This window comes from Streptomyces sp. NPDC052773, assembly GCF_044547145.1.
Taxonomy (GTDB): Bacteria; Actinomycetota; Actinomycetes; order Streptomycetales; family Streptomycetaceae; genus Streptomyces.
On record NZ_JBITZX010000005.1, the window covers coordinates 78,410 to 97,001 of the forward strand.

At 69.3% G+C, this 18,592-nt stretch carries 19 protein-coding genes; all 19 read right to left on the reverse strand.

Translation table 11 applies throughout. The features are described 5' to 3' along the window. Window positions 1-30: 30 nt before the first annotated feature. The 19 genes from ACIG0D_RS13150 to ACIG0D_RS13240 all read right to left on the reverse strand — a co-directional run bounded on the left by ACIG0D_RS13150 (window position 31) and on the right by ACIG0D_RS13240 (window position 18,581). Window positions 31-477, reverse strand: coding sequence for a DUF2550 domain-containing protein (locus ACIG0D_RS13150; RefSeq protein WP_399799463.1), 447 nt, complete (start codon window positions 475-477; stop codon window positions 31-33). A 162-nt stretch (window positions 478-639) separates the two neighbouring features. Continuing rightward, window positions 640-1,014: a F0F1 ATP synthase subunit epsilon gene (locus tag ACIG0D_RS13155; protein WP_043504149.1), complete on the reverse strand. Its 375-nt coding sequence runs from the start codon at window positions 1,012-1,014 to the stop codon at window positions 640-642. Window positions 1,015-1,131: 117 nt separating this feature from the next. Beyond that, window positions 1,132-2,568: a F0F1 ATP synthase subunit beta gene (gene atpD / locus ACIG0D_RS13160; protein WP_399799466.1), complete on the reverse strand. Its 1,437-nt coding sequence runs from the start codon at window positions 2,566-2,568 to the stop codon at window positions 1,132-1,134. Continuing rightward, on the reverse strand, window positions 2,569-3,486 hold the full coding sequence (locus tag ACIG0D_RS13165) for a F0F1 ATP synthase subunit gamma (protein ID WP_399799469.1): 918 nt from the start codon (window positions 3,484-3,486) through the stop codon (window positions 2,569-2,571). A gap of 21 nt (window positions 3,487-3,507) precedes the next feature. Beyond that, on the reverse strand, window positions 3,508-5,115 hold the full coding sequence (atpA, locus tag ACIG0D_RS13170; protein WP_399799471.1) for a F0F1 ATP synthase subunit alpha: 1,608 nt from the start codon (window positions 5,113-5,115) through the stop codon (window positions 3,508-3,510). A gap of 140 nt (window positions 5,116-5,255) precedes the next feature. After that, window positions 5,256-6,071 carry a F0F1 ATP synthase subunit delta gene (locus ACIG0D_RS13175; RefSeq protein ID WP_399799474.1) on the reverse strand — a complete coding sequence of 272 codons (816 nt, stop codon included), beginning with the start codon at window positions 6,069-6,071 and terminating at the stop codon, window positions 5,256-5,258. Next, complete coding sequence (locus ACIG0D_RS13180) at window positions 6,068-6,616, reverse strand: F0F1 ATP synthase subunit B (protein WP_365758097.1); 549 nt, start codon at window positions 6,614-6,616, stop codon at window positions 6,068-6,070. Before ACIG0D_RS13180 ends, ACIG0D_RS13175 begins: the two co-directional genes overlap by 4 nt. A gap of 39 nt (window positions 6,617-6,655) precedes the next feature. Then, entirely contained in the window at window positions 6,656-6,892 is a 237-nt protein-coding gene (gene atpE, locus ACIG0D_RS13185; RefSeq protein ID WP_171118085.1) for an ATP synthase F0 subunit C, read from the reverse strand. 76 nt (window positions 6,893-6,968) lie between these two features. Continuing rightward, entirely contained in the window at window positions 6,969-7,787 is an 819-nt protein-coding gene (atpB, locus tag ACIG0D_RS13190; RefSeq protein ID WP_365758095.1) for a F0F1 ATP synthase subunit A, read from the reverse strand. Between the two features lie 225 nt (window positions 7,788-8,012). Further along, window positions 8,013-8,450 (reverse strand): hypothetical protein, encoded by a 438-nt coding sequence (locus ACIG0D_RS13195; RefSeq protein ID WP_365758093.1) that lies wholly within the window; start codon window positions 8,448-8,450, stop codon window positions 8,013-8,015. A 288-nt stretch (window positions 8,451-8,738) separates the two neighbouring features. Then, window positions 8,739-10,040 carry an MraY family glycosyltransferase gene (locus ACIG0D_RS13200; protein WP_399799479.1) on the reverse strand — a complete coding sequence of 434 codons (1,302 nt, stop codon included), beginning with the start codon at window positions 10,038-10,040 and terminating at the stop codon, window positions 8,739-8,741. 129 nt (window positions 10,041-10,169) lie between these two features. After that, window positions 10,170-11,408 (reverse strand): serine hydroxymethyltransferase, encoded by a 1,239-nt coding sequence (gene glyA, locus ACIG0D_RS13205; protein ID WP_399799482.1) that lies wholly within the window; start codon window positions 11,406-11,408, stop codon window positions 10,170-10,172. A 184-nt stretch (window positions 11,409-11,592) separates the two neighbouring features. Beyond that, on the reverse strand, window positions 11,593-12,258 hold the full coding sequence (locus ACIG0D_RS13210) for a protein-tyrosine-phosphatase (RefSeq protein ID WP_365758086.1): 666 nt from the start codon (window positions 12,256-12,258) through the stop codon (window positions 11,593-11,595). After that, window positions 12,255-12,902: an L-threonylcarbamoyladenylate synthase gene (locus ACIG0D_RS13215; protein WP_365758084.1), complete on the reverse strand. Its 648-nt coding sequence runs from the start codon at window positions 12,900-12,902 to the stop codon at window positions 12,255-12,257. The genes ACIG0D_RS13210 and ACIG0D_RS13215 overlap by 4 nt, the downstream gene beginning before the upstream one ends. Before the next feature lie 51 nt (window positions 12,903-12,953). After that, window positions 12,954-13,799 (reverse strand): peptide chain release factor N(5)-glutamine methyltransferase, encoded by an 846-nt coding sequence (prmC, locus tag ACIG0D_RS13220; protein WP_166002300.1) that lies wholly within the window; start codon window positions 13,797-13,799, stop codon window positions 12,954-12,956. A gap of 36 nt (window positions 13,800-13,835) precedes the next feature. After that, complete coding sequence (gene prfA, locus ACIG0D_RS13225) at window positions 13,836-14,903, reverse strand: peptide chain release factor 1 (RefSeq protein WP_399799485.1); 1,068 nt, start codon at window positions 14,901-14,903, stop codon at window positions 13,836-13,838. Window positions 14,904-15,010: 107 nt separating this feature from the next. Continuing rightward, a complete protein-coding gene (gene rpmE / locus ACIG0D_RS13230) occupies window positions 15,011-15,235 on the reverse strand; it encodes a 50S ribosomal protein L31 (protein WP_030944953.1) in 225 nt (74 codons plus the stop codon). 118 nt (window positions 15,236-15,353) lie between these two features. Beyond that, window positions 15,354-16,547, reverse strand: a complete 1,194-nt coding sequence (locus tag ACIG0D_RS13235) for an LCP family protein (RefSeq protein ID WP_399799488.1) — start codon at window positions 16,545-16,547, stop codon at window positions 15,354-15,356. A 213-nt stretch (window positions 16,548-16,760) separates the two neighbouring features. Beyond that, entirely contained in the window at window positions 16,761-18,581 is a 1,821-nt protein-coding gene (locus ACIG0D_RS13240; RefSeq protein WP_399799490.1) for a trypsin-like serine protease, read from the reverse strand. Between the last annotated feature and the right edge of the window lie 11 nt (window positions 18,582-18,592).

Sequence of the window (18,592 nt, forward strand, 5' to 3'; positions counted from 1 at the left end):
CGTACGTCGTCCGGAGGAGGGTGAACGAGGCTACGCCACGTTCACCCGCTGTCCGGGCGGGGCTGCCTCAAGCCACGCGAGGAAACCGGTCAGCGCGTCTTCGCTCATGGCCAGCTCCAGCCGCGTGCCCCGGTGCGTACAGGCCAGCACCACCGCGTCGGACAGCAGCGCCAGCTCCTCCTCCCCCTCGGGCAGCCGGCGGCCCAGCACCTCGATCGAGGAGCGCTCCAGCACCCGGCGTGGGCGGACGGCGTAGGAGAAGACCCGGAACCACTCGACGCGGTCCCCGTTGTAACGGGCCACGCCATAGGCCCAGCCCTTGCCGCTGGTGTCGCCCTGCTCGGGGACGTCCCAGCGCAGCGAGCAGTCGAAAGTGCCACCGGAGCGCTGGATGAGCCTGCGGCGCAGTCCGAAGACGAACAACCCCAGCACCACGACGGCGACGACGATTCCGCACACAGTCAGAGCGAGGACCATCGGCACCGACCTCCTCGTCTCCTAGGTAACGGAACGGAAAAAACCTCTATATCTGCCTCAGCCGCGGCCGGCTCCGGATTGCTCCGGTGCCGGCCGCGGCTGAGTGACGTCACTACTCGGCGCTCCCCCAGAGCCTAGACGGCCCGGGAGCGACCCTCGGGGTCAGCGCGCCGCCGCCGCACGCAGTCGGACGTCCGCGCGGCGCTGGGCGGCTTCGTCGCCCTCCGCCTTCGCGCGCTCCAGCTCCTGCTGGGCACGCTGGACGTCGATCTCGTCCGACAGCTCGGCGATCTCGGCCAGCAGGGACAGCTTGTTGTCCGCGAACGAGATGAAACCGCCGTGCACAGCGGCGACGACCGTTCCACCATCACTCTTACGGATGGTCACCGGGCCCGACTCCAGCACACCGAGCAGCGGCTGGTGACCGGGCATGACGCCGATGTCGCCGGACGTGGTGCGCGCGACGACCAGGGTGGCCTCGCCGGACCAGACCTCTCGGTCGGCCGCGACCAGCGCGACGTGCAGCTCAGCAGCCAAGGTTGGCTCCTCGGGTCACCACCCGGCTCTCCTGCCGGGTGTTAGGTACAAGTCTAATGGGCGTGACAGAGGGGGCGGGACGAGCCCGCCCCCTCACGCGTCACACAAGCACTGGGGTCAGGAGACGCCCAGCTCCTTCGCGTTCTTCTTCAGGTCCTCGAGACCACCGCACATGAAGAACGCCTGCTCCGGGAAGTGGTCGTACTCGCCGTCGCAGATCGCGTTGAACGCGGCGATCGACTCGTCCAGCGGCACGTCCGAACCCTCGACGCCGGTGAACTGCTTGGCGACGTGGGTGTTCTGGGACAGGAAGCGCTCCACGCGACGGGCACGGTGGACGACGAGCTTGTCCTCCTCGCCGAGCTCGTCGATACCGAGGATCGCGATGATGTCCTGCAGGTCCTTGTACTTCTGCAGGATGTTCTTCACGCGCATCGCGGCGTTGTAGTGGTCCGCCGAGATGTACCGCGGGTCGAGGATGCGGGACGTGGAGTCCAGCGGGTCCACGGCCGGGTAGATGCCCTTCTCGGAGATCGGACGGGACAGAACCGTCGTCGCGTCGAGGTGGGCGAAGGTGGTGGCCGGGGCCGGGTCGGTCAGGTCGTCCGCGGGGACGTAGATCGCCTGCATCGAGGTGATCGAGTGACCGCGGGTCGAGGTGATGCGCTCCTGGAGGATGCCCATCTCGTCGGCCAGGTTCGGCTGGTAGCCCACCGCGGAGGGCATACGGCCGAGCAGGGTCGACACCTCGGAACCGGCCTGGGTGAAGCGGAAGATGTTGTCGATGAAGAACAGCACGTCCTGCTTCTGGACGTCGCGGAAGTACTCCGCCATCGTCAGACCGGCCAGGGCCACGCGCAGACGGGTGCCCGGCGGCTCGTCCATCTGACCGAAGACCAGCGCGGTCTTGTCGATGACGCCCGACTCGCTCATCTCGTCGATGAGGTCGTTGCCCTCACGGGTGCGCTCACCGACGCCCGCGAACACCGACACACCGTCGTGGTTGTTGGCGACGCGGTAGATCATTTCCTGGATCAGCACGGTCTTGCCGACGCCGGCGCCACCGAACAGACCGATCTTGCCGCCCTTGACGTACGGGGTCAGCAGGTCGATGACCTTGATGCCGGTCTCGAACATCTCGGTCTTGGACTCGAGCTGGTCGAAGTTCGGCGCCTTGCGGTGGATCGGCCAGCGCTCGCCCTCGTAGGCCTCGTCGGAGTTGAGGACCTCACCGATGGTGTTGAACACCTTGCCCTTGGTGAAGTCACCGACCGGCACGGAGATGGGGGCACCGGTGTCGACCACCGTGGCCTGGCGGACCAGACCGTCGGTGGGCTGCATCGAGATCGTGCGGACCAGGCCGTCACCCAGGTGCTGGGCGACCTCCAGGGTCAGCGTCTTCTTCGCGCCGGCCTGGGCCGGGTCGGCGACCTCGACGTGGAGGGCCTGGTACATGTCCGGGATCGCGTCGACGGGGAACTCCACGTCGACGACCGGGCCGATGACCCGGGCGACGCGGCCCGTAGCCGTCGCGGTCTCAACAGTGGTGGTCATTTAGTAGTCACTCCCCGCGGTCGCGTCGGCGAGAGCGCTGGCGCCACCGACGATCTCGCTGATTTCCTGGGTGATTTCGGCCTGGCGGGCCTGGTTGGCAAGCCGGGTGAGCGTCTCGATGAGCTCTCCGGCGTTGTCGGTGGCCGACTTCATCGCGCGCCGCGTGGCGGCGTGCTTCGAAGCGGCCGACTGGAGCAGCGCGTTGTAGATACGGCTCTCCACGTAGCGCGGCAGCAGGGCGTCGAGGACGTCCTCCGCCGAGGGCTCGAAGTCGTACAGCGGAAGCAGCTCGCCCTTGGGCTTCGCCTCTTCCGAGACCTCTTCGAGGCTCAGCGGCAGCAGCCGGGACTCGACGGCCGTCTGCGTCATCATCGACACGAACTCGGTGTAGACGAGGTGCAGCTCGTCCACGCCGCCGTCCGCCGTCTCCCGCTCGATCGCCTCGATCAGCGGCGCCGCCACCTTCTTGGCGTCCGCGTACGAGGGGTCGTCGGTGAAGCCCGTGAACGACTCCGCGATCGTGCGCTCGCGGAAGTTGTAGTGGGCGACACCGCGGCGGCCGACGATGAAGACGACGACCTCCTTGCCCTCACGCTCGAGCCGCTCGGTCAGCTGCTCCGCCGCCTTGATGGCGTTGGCGTTGAAGGCGCCGGCCAGACCGCGGTCGCTCGTCAGGAGCAGGACCGCGGCACGGGTCGGGTTCTCCGCCTCCGTGGTCAGCGGGTGCCGGGTGTTCGAGCCGGTGGCGACCGCCGTGACCGCGCGGGTCAGTTCCTTCGCGTACGGCGTGGAGGCCGCCACCTTGCGCTGCGCCTTGACGACGCGCGAGGCGGCGATCATCTCCATCGCCTTCGTGATCTTCTTGGTCGCGGTGACGGATCGGATGCGACGCTTGTAGACCCGGAGCTGGGCTCCCATGAGTCAGGTCCCTTCCTTACGTCACTTGGAGGCGCTGGTCGCCTTCGGAGCGGCCGAAGCTTCCTCGCCGAGCAGCTTGCCGTCGGAGGTCTCGAACTGCTTCTTGAACTCCACGATGGCGTCCGCGACGGCCTGCAGGGTGTCGTCGGACATCTTGCCGCCCTCGCGGATGGAGGTCATGAGGCCCTGCTCCTTGCGGTGCAGGTACTCGAGCATCTCCCGCTCGAAGCGACGGATGTCGGCGACCGGCACGTCGTCCATCTTGCCGGTGGTGCCGGCCCAGACGGAGACGACCTGGTCCTCGGTGGCCATCGGCTGGTACTGGTCCTGCTTCAGCAGCTCGACCATGCGCTGACCGCGCTCCAGCTGGGCCTTCGAGGCCGCGTCCAGGTCGGAACCGAAGGCGGCGAACGCCTCCAGCTCACGGAACTGGGCGAGGTCCACACGGAGGCGGCCGGAGACCTGCTTCATCGCCTTGTGCTGCGCGGAACCACCGACTCGGGAGACGGAGATACCGACGTTCAGCGCGGGGCGCTGACCGGCGTTGAACAGGTCCGACTCCAGGAAGCACTGGCCGTCGGTGATGGAGATGACGTTGGTCGGGATGAACGCCGAGACGTCGTTGGCCTTGGTCTCGACGATCGGCAGACCCGTCATCGAACCGGCGCCCATGTCGTCGGAGAGCTTCGCGCAGCGCTCCAGCAGACGGGAGTGCAGGTAGAAGACGTCACCCGGGTAGGCCTCACGGCCCGGCGGACGGCGCAGCAGCAGGGACACGGCGCGGTAGGCGTCGGCCTGCTTGGACAGGTCGTCGAAGATGATCAGGACGTGCTTGCCCTGGTACATCCAGTGCTGGCCGATGGCCGAGCCGGTGTACGGCGCCAGGTACTTGAAGCCGGCCGGGTCGGACGCCGGGGAGGCGACGATGGTCGTGTACTCCAGGGCGCCGTTCTCCTCCAGCGCGCGGCGGACGCCGGCGATGGTGGAGCCCTTCTGGCCGATGGCGACGTAGATGCAGCGGACCTGCTTCTTCGGGTCGCCCGAGCGCCAGTTGTCGCGCTGGTTGATGATCGTGTCGACGGCCAGGGCGGTCTTGCCGGTCTGGCGGTCGCCGATGATCAGCTGACGCTGACCACGGCCGATCGGGGTCATCGCGTCGACGGCCTTGTAGCCGGTCTCCATCGGCTCGTGCACCGACTTGCGCTGCATGACCGTGGGGGCCTGCAGCTCGAGGGCACGACGAGCGTCGGTCTCGATCTCGCCGAGGCCGTCGATCGGGTTGCCGAGGGGGTCGACCACGCGGCCGAGGTAGCCCTCGCCGACCGCGACGGACAGCACCTCGCCGGTGCGCCGCACCGGCTGACCCTCCTCGACGCCGCTGAACTCGCCGAGGACGATGGCACCGATCTCGCGCTCCTCGAGGTTGAGGGCGAGGCCGAGGGTGCCGTCCTCGAACTTCAGCAGCTCGCTGGCCATGGCCGAGGGCAGGCCCTCGACCTTCGCGATGCCGTCGCCGGCAAAGGTGACCGTGCCGACCTCCTCGCGCGAGGCCGCGTCCGGCTTGTACGCCTGGACGAAGTTCTCCAGCGCGTCCCGGATCTCCTCCGGCCGGATCGTGAGCTCCGCCATCTGGGTTCCCTGCTCTCCTTGTTGGGCCCGAAGTTTCACTTTGGGGGGATGGGGACACCCCCCAATAGGAGGTGAATCCTCTGCACGGCCCAACCAGGGCCGTAAGTTGCGTACTGCTTTTCTCGAAATCCGCGGTGCGGTCAGCTCGCCATGCGGCGAGTGGCGTCCTCGAGCCGGTCCACGATGGAACCGTTGATGACCTCGCCGCCGACCTGCACCCGGATCCCGCCGAGGACCTCGGGGTCCACGTCGAGGTTGAGGTGCATCCGACGGCCGTAGAGCTTCGCGAGGGCGGCGCCCAGGCGCTGCTTCTGCGCGTCGCTCAGCGGTACCGCCGAGGTGACGGTGGCGACCATGCGGTCCCGCCGTTCGGCGGCGAGCTTGGACAGGGACTCGAGTCCCGCTTCCAGGCTACGTCCCCGCGGCGCGGTCACAAGGCGCGTGACCAGACGCTCGGTGGTCGCCTTGGCCCGGCCGCCGAGCAGGCTGCGCAGCAGCTCGCTCTTGGCCGCCTTGGACGCGGCGCGGTCGGTCAGCGCGGCGCGCAGCTCGGTGGAGGAGGCGATGATCCGGCCGAACCGGAACAGCTCGTCCTCGACGTCGTCGAGCGTGCCCGCCCGCTGGGCGGCGGTGAAGTCGGCGGTGTTCGCCAGCTGCTCCAGCGCGTCCACCAGGTCGCGGGTCTGCGACCAGCGGGAGCGCACCATCCCGGCCACCAGGTCCACGGCCTCGCCGCCGACCTGCCCGCCGAGCAGACGCTGGACCAGCTCGGCCTTGGCCTCACCGGCCTGCGCCGGGTCGGTGAGGACCCGACGCAGCGACACCTCGCGGTGGAGCAGCGCGGTGACGGCGGCCAGCTCGTCGGCGAGCTTCGCCGCGTCGACGGCCGTCGAGTCCGTCAGCGCGTCGAGACGCTCACGTGCGGCTGCCAGTGCCTCGCGGCTCGCTCCGTTCATCGCGCTGCCTCGGCCTTCTCCTCAAGCTCGTCGAGGAAGCGGTCGATCACACGGCTCTGGCGGGCGTGGTCCTCCAGGGACTCGCCGACGAGCTTGCCGGCCAGTTCGGTGGCCAGCTTGCCGACGTCCTGCCGCAGCGCGGACGAGGCGGCCTTGCGGTCGGCCTCGATCTGGGCGTGACCGGCGGCGATGATCTCCTCACGCTGCCGCTGGCCCTCGGCCCGCATCTCGGCGATGAGCGCGGCACCCTGCTCCTGCGCCTCCTGGCGCAGACGCGCGGCCTCGTGCCGGGCCTCGGCGAGCTGGGCCTTGTACTGCTCAAGGACGCTCTGGGCCTCGACCTTCATGGCCTCGGCCTCTTCGATACCGCCTTCGATCGCCGCGCGGCGCTCCTCCAGAACCTTGTTGATGTTCGGAAGCAGCTTCTTCCAGAAGAAGAAGAACACGATGGCGAAGGCGATGGTGCCGACGAGCAGCTCGGGACCCGGAGGAACGAGCGGGCTCTGCTCCTCCTCGGCCGCCAGCTGTACCAGGTTGGCGATCACATCAGTGCCTTTCGTCGAAGTGTGTCAGGTGGCTAAGGACTAGCGACCGAACACGAACGGCATAACGATGCCGATGAGGGCGAGCGCCTCACAGAAGGCGAAGCCGAGGATCTGGTTGGCGCGGATCAGGCCGGCCGCCTCGGGCTGACGGGCCAGGGCCTGGGTGCCGTTACCGAAGATGATGCCGACGCCGATGCCGGGGCCGATGGCGGCGAGGCCGTAGCCGATGGAGCCGAGCGAACCGGTGACAGCGGCGAGGGTCTCAGTGGCAGCCATGCTGATTCTTCCTTCTCTTTCACGGACCGGCGGGGGTTGGCCACCGGACGGTTTGGGGCTTGCGGGGCGGGTGGTCTCAGTGGTGCTCGGCCAGAGCGCCCTGAATGTAGGAGCAGGCCAGCAGCACGAACACGTACGCCTGGACGGCCTGCACGAAGAGCTCGAAGAGGATCATGACGACGGTCATGACGAAGGAGACACCGGCCGCCGGGATCATCCAGCTGTTGAGCAGGTACCACGAGGCGACGGTGAACATGACGAGCATGAGGTGGCCGGCGAACATGTTGGCGAACAGTCGCACCGCGTGCGTGAACGGCCGGACCAGGAGGTTCGAGAAGAACTCGATGACCATGACCAGCGGCAGAACCCCGCCCAGCGACTTGTCGTAGCCGGTGACGTTCTTGAAGAAGCCGACGAAACCGTGCCGCTTGAAGGTCAGCGCGACCCAGGTGATGTAGACGATCGCGGCGAGCACCACCGGGTAGGCGATGATCGACGACACCGGGAACTGCGCGAGCGGGATCACGGACCAGATGTTCATGATCCAGATGAAGAAGAACAGCGAGACCATGAGCGGGACGTACTTCTCGCCCTCACGCTTGCCGAGGGTCTCGTAGACGATGCCGCGGCGCACGAAGTCGTAGCCGGCCTCGCCGATCATCTGGAGCTTGCCCGGGACGACCTTGGCCTTGCCGAAGGCGGCCCAGAAGAAGGCGACGACCAGGACGGTGGTGATGAGCGCCAGCAGCATCACCTTGTTGAACTCGAACCCGCCGACCGTGGCGATCGGCTTGAAGAGGAACGAGTGCAGGCCAGGGGCCGGAAAACCACATCCGTCGGACAGGATGCGGCAATCCCAGCTGAATGAGGCGAGCTGGGTCTGGTCAGCACTCACCGCGGGCTCCTTCGACGTGACGCATGGGTTCGGCAACCTCGTTGTGTCGGCGCGGCGCGCAGCCGCGGATCGGCACCGGACTGGTGTTACGGATGTGGGGGCGGCTGAGGGGCATCGAGCCTCGCGATCGAACAGGCGTCAGCTCAGATGCCCGCGCCCGCGATGCCGCAGTTGGCACCGGACGATAGCAGGAGTTCTCACCGCTCTTTATCCCGCCCCTACTCCTCACGACGGCGGCCCCGTCTTCTCGGGCTTCTCACTCTTCGCGGAGTCGGGATCGACATAGAAGATCTTGGCCTTCATGTGCGCGCGGGCCTGCGCCGCCATCCACACGACGGTGGCGACGACGAGGGAGATCGCGAACGCCTTGGCGTTGAAGAGAGAGGTGTCCTTGAAGAGGGCGACGAAGATCAGGAGCAGGAGGAGCTGAGCGACATAAAGCATCAGCCCCATGGCCTGGAAAAGCTGCGGCAGCGTTTTTGCCGTCCACTGCAGGACGTAGAGACCGATCCCCATGAACAGGATCGCCAGCACCGCTCCGACGGCGGCTCCCAGCGCACCCTTGCCGCCGGCCACCCCACCGCTGACGGCGACGGCGACCACACCGGCAGCGGCCGTGGGCACGGCACACTGCACAAGGTTCCGGACGTCGTTGGACGGCATGGCGGCAACTCCGCTTTTCACAGGGGGCAGGGGTGTCGTCATGGACGAGCGTAGCCCCGGGGTGAGTGAGAACCTCACGCGAAGAGACCGTCGCACTACGGTCCTTCGGCTCTGTCCGGGGGTTCTCGTGAACGGTATCACAAACTATTTGATGAGGTCTTTACCTGCTGGGTGTGCCGGCTGTCACACATGAGAGTGACCCTGCGCGTCTGTGCAAAAACCGCGCCCACTTGTCTGGTATTGGGGCGGTTCGTTCCCCCATGAGTTGGCAATGCTCTAGTCAGATTCTTACCTTGAGAGCCGCGATCGGGGGCCGACGGCCGTCGCGCCGTTGACACCGGACACCCCGGCGGCCACGGGCGTCCGCGGTTCCTGCTCGGCGGGCCCGTCCGCGAGCGTCTGCGAGGAGGCGACGACCACCCTGCGGCGCCGGTAGCGCGGCGGCACGAAGCGCTCGGCCCAGACGGGGGCGCGCGGGGTGAAGCGCGGCAGCAACAGCAGCACCAGGCCGATCGCGCTCAGTACCACGACGCCCAGCACAATCCACATGGACGCACTGTTCACGGAGTACGCCAGGGCGCCGAACGCGATCAGCGCCGACCAGAAGTACATGATCAGCACCGCGCGGCTGTGCGAGTGGCCGATCTCCAGCAGCCGGTGGTGCAGATGCCCGCGGTCCGCGGCGAACGGCGACTGGCCGCGCCAGGTGCGGCGCACGATCGCCAGGATCAGGTCGGCGGCCGGGATGGCGATGATGGTCAGCGGCAGCAGCAGCGGGATGTAGACCGGGACCGTCTGGTGCACGGTGTTGCGCTCGGAACCGGAGAACAGGTTCATCACGTCGGGGTCGACCTGCCCGGTGACGGAGATCGCGCCGGCCGCCAGCACCAGGCCGATCAGCATCGAGCCCGAGTCGCCCATGAAGATCCGCGCGGGGTGCATGTTGTGCGGCAGGAAGCCCAGGCACATGCCCATCAGGATCGCCGCGAACAGGGAGGCGGGGGCGGCGGCCTCGATGCCGTACGAGTACCAGATCCGGTAGGCGTACATGAAGAACGCGGCGGAGGCGATGCAGACCATGCCGGCCGCGAGGCCGTCGAGCCCGTCGACGAAGTTGACCGCGTTGATGGTGATGACGACCAGGGCGACGGTCAGGAGCGTGCCCTGCCACTGGGTGAGCGCGACCGTGCCGACGCCCGGCACCGGCAGCCACAAGATCGTCAGACCCTGCATGACCATCACGCCCGCGGCGATCATCTGGCCGCCCAGCTTGATCAGGGCGTCGATCTCGAACTTGTCGTCCAGGACGCCGATCAGCCAGATCAGGGCGGCGCCGGAGAGCAGCGCGCGGGGTTCGTTGGACTTCTCGAAGACCTGGTTGAGATTGGTCAGGTGGTCGGCGACCAGCAGGCCGGCGCACAGTCCGAAGAACATCGCGATACCGCCGAGCCGCGGAGTCGGTTCCCGGTGCACGTCCCGGGCCCGGATCTCCGGCATCGCTCCCGCCACGATCGCGAACTTCCGTACCGGCCCTGTCAGCAGATACGTCACCGCGGCCGTGATGCAGAGCGTCAGCAGGTATTCACGCACGGGCTTCCCCACAGGTCTCGCTGGCCATCTCAGCCCCACACCCTAGCGAGGCACGCATATGTGTGGGGACTTACGGGTAGCGACGATGGTTGCACGGCCGGCTGTGCACGGAAGTGCGCCTACCCCCGCTCAGCGCGGATACGGCGGAAATCGGCCCGCCAGCTCCCGCACTTCTTCACGCACCGCCTTGGCCCGCGCGGGCTCGCGCAGCGCGGTGGCCATCAGGGCGCCGACGTGAGCCATCTCCCCCTCCCGCATGCCCTGTGTGGTCACGGCGGCCGTGCCCAGGCGCAGGCCGCGGACGTCGCCGTGGGGCAGGGCGCAGCAGTCCAGGATCATCCCGGCGGCGGCGAGCAGACCGCGGGCTGTACGGCCGTCGACGCCGAGCGGGGACGGGTCGGCGGTGATCAGGTGGGTGTCCGTGCCGCCGGTGGTGACCACCAGTCCCTGGGCGGCCAGCGCGTCCGCGAGAACCCTCGCGTTGACGACCACCTGATGGGCGTACGCGGTGAACGCCGGTGTGGCCGCCTCGCCGAACGCGACGGCCTTCGCGGCGATGGTGTGCATCTGGGCGCCGCCCTGGGTGAACGGGAAGACGGCCCGGTCGATCCGCTCGGCCAGTTCGCTTCCGCACAGGATCATCCCGCCGCGCGGACCGCGCAGCACCTTGTGGGTGGTGGCGCACACGACATCGGCGTACGGCACCGGATTCGGCGCCGCTCCCCCGGCGACCAGGCCGATCGGATGCGCGGCGTCGGCGATGAGATAGGCGCCGGCCTCGTCGGCGATCTCGCGGAAGAGGGCGTAGTCGAGGTGGCGCGGGTAGGCGATGGACCCGCACACGATCGCCTTGGGCCGGTGGCTGCGGGCCAGGGCCCGCACCTGCTCGTAGTCGACGAGCCCCGTCTCGCCGTCGACGCCGTAGCCGACGAAGTCGAACCAGCGGCCGGAGAAGTTGGCGGGCGAGCCGTGCGTGAGATGGCCGCCGTACGGCAGTCCGAGGGCGAGCACGGTGTCGCCGGGGCGCAGCAGCGCGGCGTACGCGGCGAGCACGGCGGAGGACCCCGAGTGGGCCTGCACATTGGCGTGCTCGGCCCCGAACAGCGCCTTCGCCCGGTCGACGGCGATCCGCTCGGCGACATCGACGATCTCGCACCCACCGTGGTACCGGGTGCCCGGATACCCCTCCGCGTACTTGTTGGCGAGCGGCGAGCCGAGCGCCGCGAGCACGGCGGGCGAGGTGAAGTTCTCCGCGGCGATCAGCTGGAGCGTCGTCGACTGCCGGTCCAGTTCCCCGAGCAGCACCTCGGCCAGCTCAGGGTCCTGTGCGCGCAGGACGTCGGTCTCTGGGGCAGGGATGACCGTCATGGTGGGCTCCGGTCGTCGACGCTGACGTACGACCAATGTAGGCCCACCCCGCCCACCCCGCCCCGCGATCAGGTCCGTGCGGGTGCCCCGGGTCAAGTGCCTGGACCAACCGTCCGCCGGCCCGGGGGAGGGTGGCCTGGGCCCATTCCCGACGCGTCTCTCGCACCGCTCGGCCCGCCCGGGATCAGGTGCGGGCGGGAACCCCCGTCAGCGCCGTCACCACCGGGTCCAGTGCCTGGTGTATCTCGTCGCCCACCGAGCGGAAGAACGTCAGGGGCGCGCCGTACGGGTCGTAGACCTCGTCCGCCTCCGCGGTCGGCGCCAGGAGCCAGCCGCGCAGGGCGGCGGCGGCGCGGACCAGGGCGCGGGCGCGCATGACCACGCCGTCCTCCAGCGGGGGGAGGGTGGCGGGGTCTATCGCCTTCACCAGGCGGGTGAACTCCTTGAGGGTGAAGGTGCGCAGGCCCGCGGAGTGGCCCATGGAGATGACCTGGGCGCGGTGGTCGCGGGTGGCGGTGAGGACGAGGTCGGCCTTGATGACGTGCTCGTCCAGCAGCTCACGGCCGACGAAGCCGGAGGCGTCCGCGCCGAAGTCGGCCAGCACGGTCTCCGCGTTGGCCTCCATGGGCGCGCCCTCGTGGCCCCAGGTGCCGGCGCTCTCCACGATCAGCCCGCCGCCCAGCACGCCGAGCCGCTGCGACACGAAGTGCCGGGTCAGCCGCTCGGTGATCGGCGAGCGGCACACATTGCCGGTGCTGACGTGGAGGATGCGGAAGGTGTCCCTCGGGAATCCGAAGGTCGTCGTCTCTTCCCCGCTGCCTATGCCACGCCCCGCTTCGGGGGGTGTCAATTCGCCACCTCGAGGTCGGGTACGACCTTCCGCAACTCGTCCGCCGACAGCGCGCCCTGGCGCAGCAGCAGCGGCACCTCGCGGGTGACGTCGACGATGGAGGACGGCACGTTGCCGGGGGTCGGGCCGCCGTCCAGGTAGACGGAGACGGAGTCGCCGAGCATCGCCTGCGCCTCGTCGCAGTTCTCCGGCGCCGGGTGCCCCGTGAGGTTCGCCGACGACACCGCCATGGGGCCGACCTCGGTCAGCAGCTCGATGGCGACCGGATGCAGCGGCATCCGCACGGCGACCGTGCCGCGGGTGTCGCCCAGGTCCCACTGGAGCGACGGCTGGTGCTTGGCGACCAGCGTGAGCGCGCCCGGCCAGAACGCGTCGACCAGCTCCCAGGCCAGCTCGGAGAAGTCCGTGACGAGCCCGTGCAGGGTGTTCGGGGAGCCGATGAGCACGGGGGTGGGCATGTTGCGGCCCCGGCCCTTGGCCTCCAGCAGGTCACCGACGGCTTCCTTGGAGAACGCGTCGGCGCCGATGCCGTACACCGTGTCGGTCGGGAGGACCACCAGCTCGCCACGGCGGACGGCGGACGCGGCCTCACGCAGACCCGTCACGCGGTCGGTCGCGTCGTTGGTGTCGTATCGCCGTGCCATATCAGCGAGCCTCCTCGTACACGTGCTTCAGGGAGAGATGGGGGGTGGTGCTCACGGCAGTGCCTTGCGGGCCGTGGCGAACCGGGGGCGGTTGTTGAGGTCGGGGTGGTCGGCCGCGTCGGCCCACCCGCGTTCCTCGGTGAAGATCCACGGCACCTGGCCGCCCTGGGTGTCGGCGTGCTCGATCACGACGACACCGCCGGGGCGCAGCAGCCGGTGCGCGGTGCGTTCCAGGCCGCGGATGAGGTCGAGGCCGTCCTCGCCGGAGAACAGGGCCATCTCCGGGTCGTAGTCCCTCGCCTCCGGGGCGACGTACTCCCACTCGGTGAGCGGGATGTACGGCGGGTTGGAGATGACCAGGTCGACCTGGCCGTCGAGGTCGGGGAAGGCGGTCAGCGCGTCGCCCTGGCGCAGGTCGACGCGGGAGCCCTCCATGTTCTTGCGGGTCCACACCAGGGCGTCCTCGCTCAGCTCCACGGCGTGCACCCGGGAGCGGGGCACCTCCTGGGCGAGGGCGAGCGCGATGGCGCCGGAGCCGGTGCACAGGTCGACGATGCACGGCTCGACCACGTCCATGGCGCGTACGGCGTCTATCGCCCAGCCGACGACCGACTCCGTCTCCGGGCGGGGCACGAACACCCCGGGTCCGACCTGGAGTTCCAGGTACCGGAAGAAGGCGCGGCCGGTGATGTGCTGGAGCGGTTCGCGCTGTTCCCGGCGCGCGACGACCTCCCAGTAGCGGGCGTCGAAGTCGGCGTCCTTCACGGAGTGCAACTCGCCCCGCTTCACGCCGTGCACGAACGCGGCGAGCTCCTCCGCGTCGGTGCGCGGCGAGGGCACGCCGGCGTCGGCCAGCCGCTGGGTGGCCTGGGCCACCTCCGCGAGCAGCAGGTTCACGCTCGTCCTCCGTGTGGGTACTTGCTCGTACGTGCCTTACGCGGCTGCGAGCTTGGCGGCCGAGTCCGCGTCGACACAGGCCTGGATCACCGCGTCGAGGTCGCCGTCCAGGACCTGGTCAAGGTTGTACGCCTTGAAGCCGACGCGGTGGTCCGAAATCCGGTTCTCCGGGAAGTTGTAGGTACGGATCTTCTCGGAGCGGTCGACGGTGCGGACCTGGCTGCGGCGGGCGTCCGCGGCCTCCCGCTCCGCCTCCTCCTGCGCCATGGCGAGCAGCCTGGACCGCAGGATACGCATCGCCTGCTCCTTGTTCTGGAGCTGGCTCTTCTCGTTCTGGCAGGAGGCGACGACTCCGGTCGGGAGGTGCGTGATGCGCACGGCGGAGTCGGTGGTGTTGACCGACTGGCCGCCCGGGCCGGAGGAGCGGTAGACGTCGATGCGCAGGTCGTTCGGGTTGATCTCGACGTCGACCTCCTCGGCCTCCGGGGTCACGAGGACACCGGCCGCGGAGGTGTGGATACGGCCCTGGGACTCGGTCGCGGGCACGCGCTGCACGCGGTGCACGCCGCCCTCGTACTTCATCCGCGCCCACACGCCCTGCCCGGGCTCGATCTGGCCGCGGGCCTTGATGGCGACCTGGACGTCCTTGTAGCCGCCCAGCTCGGACTCGGTGGCGTCGATGATCTCGGTCTTCCAGCCGACTCGCTCGGCGTAGCGCAGGTACATGCGCAGCAGATCGCCGGCGAACAGCGCGGACTCGTCGCCACCCGCGCCCGCCTTGATCTCCAGGAGGACGTCCTTGTCGTCGCTGGGGTCGCGCGGGACGAGCAGCAGGCGCAGCTTCTCGGTCAGCTCCTCGCGCTGCTTCTCCAGCTCCTTGACCTCGGCGGCGAAGTCGGGGTCGTCGGCGGCGAACTCGCGGGCGGTCTCGACGTCGTCGCCGGTCTGCCTCCAGGAGCGGTACGTGGCGACGATCGGGGTCAGCTCGGCGTAGCGCTTGTTGAGCTTGCGCGCGTTGGCCTGGTCGGCGTGGACCGACGGGTCCGCGAGCTTCTTCTCCAGGTCGGCGTGCTCGGCGACGAGCTCCTCGACGGCCTCGAACATCTGTGGCTCCTGTGTCGTACGGGGGGTGAAGTGGGCGGCGACCAAAAACGCCGGTCCCGGCACGCCCGCGGAGGGGGCGTGACCGTGGACCGGCGAAGAGGGGCTCGCTACTTCTTGGAGCCGGCGGCAGCCTTGCCGAAGCGGGCCTCGAAGCGGGCCACACGGCCACCGGTGTCGAGGATCTTCTGCTTGCCCGTGTAGAACGGGTGGCACTCGGAGCAGACCTCGGCCCGGATGGTGCCGGACGCGATGGTGCTACGGGTGGTGAACGACGCGCCGCAGGTGCAGCTGACCTGCGTCTCGACGTACTCGGGGTGGATGTCGCGCTTCAAGGTGTCTCCTAGTTTCGGGAGGGCGCCGGGTCGCTGCCGCGGGCTGCGGGAGCGTGAACCGGGGCCGACGTACCAGTCTGCCAGGACTGGGGCCATCCCCCAAAACCGGGGGTGCCTGTCATTTGTTCCCCACGGGCCCGGGCTGGCTGACCACGCCCTTGGCCTCGCCGGTGGCCGTGCCTTCGGTGGCCGACTTCGGGATGGGTCTGTCGTTCTTCAGGGCCGTCCAGACCTGCTGGGCCTTGGCTTCGGCGAGGAGGACCCGGTTGGGGTCCGCCGGGTCGTAGACGACCGGCATGGTGACCATGGTCATGTCGGACGCGCCGATGCCCTGCAGACCGCTCGCGAAGGACATGAGGGCGTTGACCGAGCCGAGGTCGGAGTCGGTCGTCACGGTCTTCGTCGCGGTGTCGGCGAGGTCGTAGAGCTTCTTCGGGTTGCCGAAGAGGCCGATGTCCTCGACCTGGTTCAGCAGGGCCTTGAGGAAGGCCTGCTGGAGCTGGATGCGGCCGAGGTCGGAGCCGTCGCCGACGCCGTGCCGGGTGCGGACCAGTCCGAGGGCCTGCTCGCCGTTCAGCCGGTGCGGGCCGGCCTTCAGGTCGAGGTGGCTGTCGGGGTCCTTGATGTCCTGGGTGGTGGTGACCTCGACGCCGCCCAGTTCGTCGATCAGCTTCTGGAAGCCGCTGAAGTCGACTTCCAGGTAGTGGTCCATGCGGATGCCGGTCAGCGACTCGACGGTCTTGACCGCGCAGGCGGCTCCGCCGGTGGAGTACGCGGAGTTGAACATCACGTCGGACGCGGCCGGGTGGGTGTCGCCGTCCGTGTCGGTGCAGGCGGGGCGGTCGATGAGGGTGTCGCGGGGGATGGAGACCACGCCGGCCTTCTCGTGGCCCTCGTAGACGTGCACGATCATCGCGGTGTCGGCGCGGGCGCTGCCGTCGTCGGTGCCGCCGCCGAGTTTCCTGTTGCCGCCGGAGCGGGTGTCCGAGCCGAGGACCAGGATGTTCTGCGAGCCGTTGTCGGCCTTGTCCGGGCGGTCGGTGCCGAGCGCCTGGTCGATGTCGACGCTCTCCAGGTTGCCGTTGAGCTTGAAGTAGACGTACCCGACGCCGGTGCCGCCGAGGACGACGATGCCCGCCGCGGTCCAGGCCGTGATCAGCAGCCCCTTGTGGCGCTTGTCCCGGGGCTTGCGGCGACGGCCCTTGGCGCGGCGGCGCGGGCCGTCGGCGCCGGTCCCGGCGCCGGTACCGGTGCCGGTGCCGGTGCCGGTGCCGCCCGGTATGCCGGGCTCCGGCGTGCTTGCGGCAGACATGTGCTCCCTCGGCTCTCGTCGTTCGGTTACCCCCAGCGGTGGCGGTCAGACTCGGCCGTGCCGCGCACGACCCGGTACCGCTCCATCGTCACCCGCCGGGTGGGACGGGGAAACTCGGCACAGGGTTGCATGACGCACTGTGCCCACCCGGGGTCCGGGTGGGCACGGTGCGTAGCCGTGGTGAGCGGTCGCTTTCGCCGCTCACCTGGGGTTTCAGCCGAAGATGTCGTACTGCTTGAAGTCGGTCCCGACCGAGATCCTTGTGGCGAAGATCTCGCTCGTGGCCTTGCCGGTGCCCTTGTAGAGGTAGAGCGTGCCGCCGGGCGTGCGGGCCAGGAAGTCGGCCCGGCCGTCGCCGGTGACGTCGCCGACCGCGTCGAAGGCGTTGTACGTCGTGCTGCTCCAGGTGCGCACCTTGATCCGGCCGGAGAAGGCCGCGGTGCCCGCCTTGCCGGTGCCCTTGTACAGGTACACGTCGCCGCTGCTCTTGGCGCGTGCGATCAGGTCGGTCCTGCCGTCGCCGGTGAAGTCGCCGTGGCCGCGGACCGAGTTGTACTGGTTCCAGCCGGAGCCGACCTTGACGCGGGTGGCGAAGGAGCCGTCACCCCTGCCCGGGTAGATCCACAGCACGCCGGCCGAGTCGACGGACAGCAGGTCGGGCAGGTAGTCGCCGGTGACGTCGCCCGGGGTGACGATGCGGGTGCGGGTCCTCCAGTCGTCGGCGAGCCGCCGGGTGGACCACGAGTTGCTCGAGCGCACGTAGTGGGTCCAGAAGACGTCGCCGTCGCTGCCGCGGCGGTGGACGAGGTCCTGGTAGCCGTCGCGGTCGAGGTCGGTCTGGAGGATCACGTCGGCCCCGGTCCAGTCGCCCCAGCTCTCGCGGGCCGCGAAGGACGTGCCGGTGGAGTTCTTGGAGTAGCCGGTCCGGGTGGCGGCGTTGCGCACCCACAGGTCGGCCTTGTGGTCGCCGCTCACATTGGTGTCGTCCAGGCGCGGGTAGGCGGCGCCGACATAGGTGCTGACCTTGGTGAAGACGCTGTAGGCGCCCTTCTCGACGCAGTCCTGCACACCCCAGGACACGATCCCGACGATCCGGCCCCCGACCACCAGCGGGCCGCCGGAGTCACCGTTGCAGGCGGTGGTGGTGCCGCTGTCGCTGCCGGTGGCGGGCTTGCCCGCGCACACCATGTGGCCCTTGACGAAGCCGGAGCCGTAGGTGGCCGCGCAGGTGGTGTCGGACTGGATGGGCAGCGTGGCCGTCTTCAGCGTCTCGGACATGCCGTCGTGCGTGGAGCTGATCCGGCCCCAGCCGTAGACCTGGGCGCTGGTCCCGGCCGCGTAGGAGGCGGTGTCCCCGGACGTCGTCATCCGGATCGGCGTCGCCTTGACGGCGTACGGCAGGGTCAGGACGGCGATGTCGGCGTCGATGGTGACCGGGCTGTACGACGGGTGGCGCCACTGCCGCCAGACGCCGCTGAGGCTGCCGCCGTGCAGGTCGGTGATGTAGCCCTGGTCGTCGACGGTGGGCAGCTGCGCGGTGCCGGTGATGACCGAGCCGTGCGCCTGCCAGTCGTATCCGGCGACGCAGTGCGCGGCGGTGAGGATCTTCGTCGGCGCGACCACCGCGCCGCCGCAGAAGAAGCCCTCGTCGTCGGACGGGTCGGCGGTGTCCTTGTCGTCGCCGTACCAGAGCTGCGCCATCCAGGGCGCGGAGGTGATGGTGGTGGTCGTACCGCCGATGATCTTCGCGTCGACGGTCGACTCGGTGGTGCCGGAGCTGTACGACGACTTGCTCAGGCGCCCGCCGGCGGTGTCGTCCGCGGCGATGGCGGTGGCGACCCGGCGCTCCAGCTCGGCGGCCGACGGGGAGCCGGTGGCGGGCTTGACGGTGGGCTGCGGCAGCTCGGTCGCCGCGTCCGCGGAGCCGGTCAGCAGCGCGGCGGCGACGGCTGCTGCGATACCTGCCGCGGAGACGGGCAGGGCGATGCGTATCCGGCGTCTGTGCCGGCCACGGCCGGATGTGGTCGTGGACAAGAAGGTCCCCC

What these genes read in the sequence shown, in the direction of transcription:
- ACIG0D_RS13165 (WP_399799469.1), bottom strand. Translation starts at nt 3,486, where the DNA reads ATGGGAGCCCAGCTCCGGGTCTACAAGCGTCGCATCCGATCCGTCACC.
- ACIG0D_RS13195 (WP_365758093.1), bottom strand. Translation starts at nt 8,450, where the DNA reads ATGCCGTCCAACGACGTCCGGAACCTTGTGCAGTGTGCCGTGCCCACG.
- atpE (WP_171118085.1), bottom strand. Translation starts at nt 6,892, where the DNA reads ATGGCTGCCACTGAGACCCTCGCCGCTGTCACCGGTTCGCTCGGCTCC.
- ACIG0D_RS13150 (WP_399799463.1), bottom strand. Translation starts at nt 477, where the DNA reads ATGGTCCTCGCTCTGACTGTGTGCGGAATCGTCGTCGCCGTCGTGGTG.
- glyA (WP_399799482.1), bottom strand. Translation starts at nt 11,408, where the DNA reads ATGACGGTCATCCCTGCCCCAGAGACCGACGTCCTGCGCGCACAGGAC.
- atpD (WP_399799466.1), bottom strand. Translation starts at nt 2,568, where the DNA reads ATGACCACCACTGTTGAGACCGCGACGGCTACGGGCCGCGTCGCCCGG.
- ACIG0D_RS13175 (WP_399799474.1), bottom strand. Translation starts at nt 6,071, where the DNA reads ATGAACGGAGCGAGCCGCGAGGCACTGGCAGCCGCACGTGAGCGTCTC.
- ACIG0D_RS13235 (WP_399799488.1), bottom strand. Translation starts at nt 16,547, where the DNA reads ATGTCTGCCGCAAGCACGCCGGAGCCCGGCATACCGGGCGGCACCGGC.
- ACIG0D_RS13215 (WP_365758084.1), bottom strand. Translation starts at nt 12,902, where the DNA reads ATGGCACGGCGATACGACACCAACGACGCGACCGACCGCGTGACGGGT.
- prfA (WP_399799485.1), bottom strand. Translation starts at nt 14,903, where the DNA reads ATGTTCGAGGCCGTCGAGGAGCTCGTCGCCGAGCACGCCGACCTGGAG.
- atpA (WP_399799471.1), bottom strand. Translation starts at nt 5,115, where the DNA reads ATGGCGGAGCTCACGATCCGGCCGGAGGAGATCCGGGACGCGCTGGAG.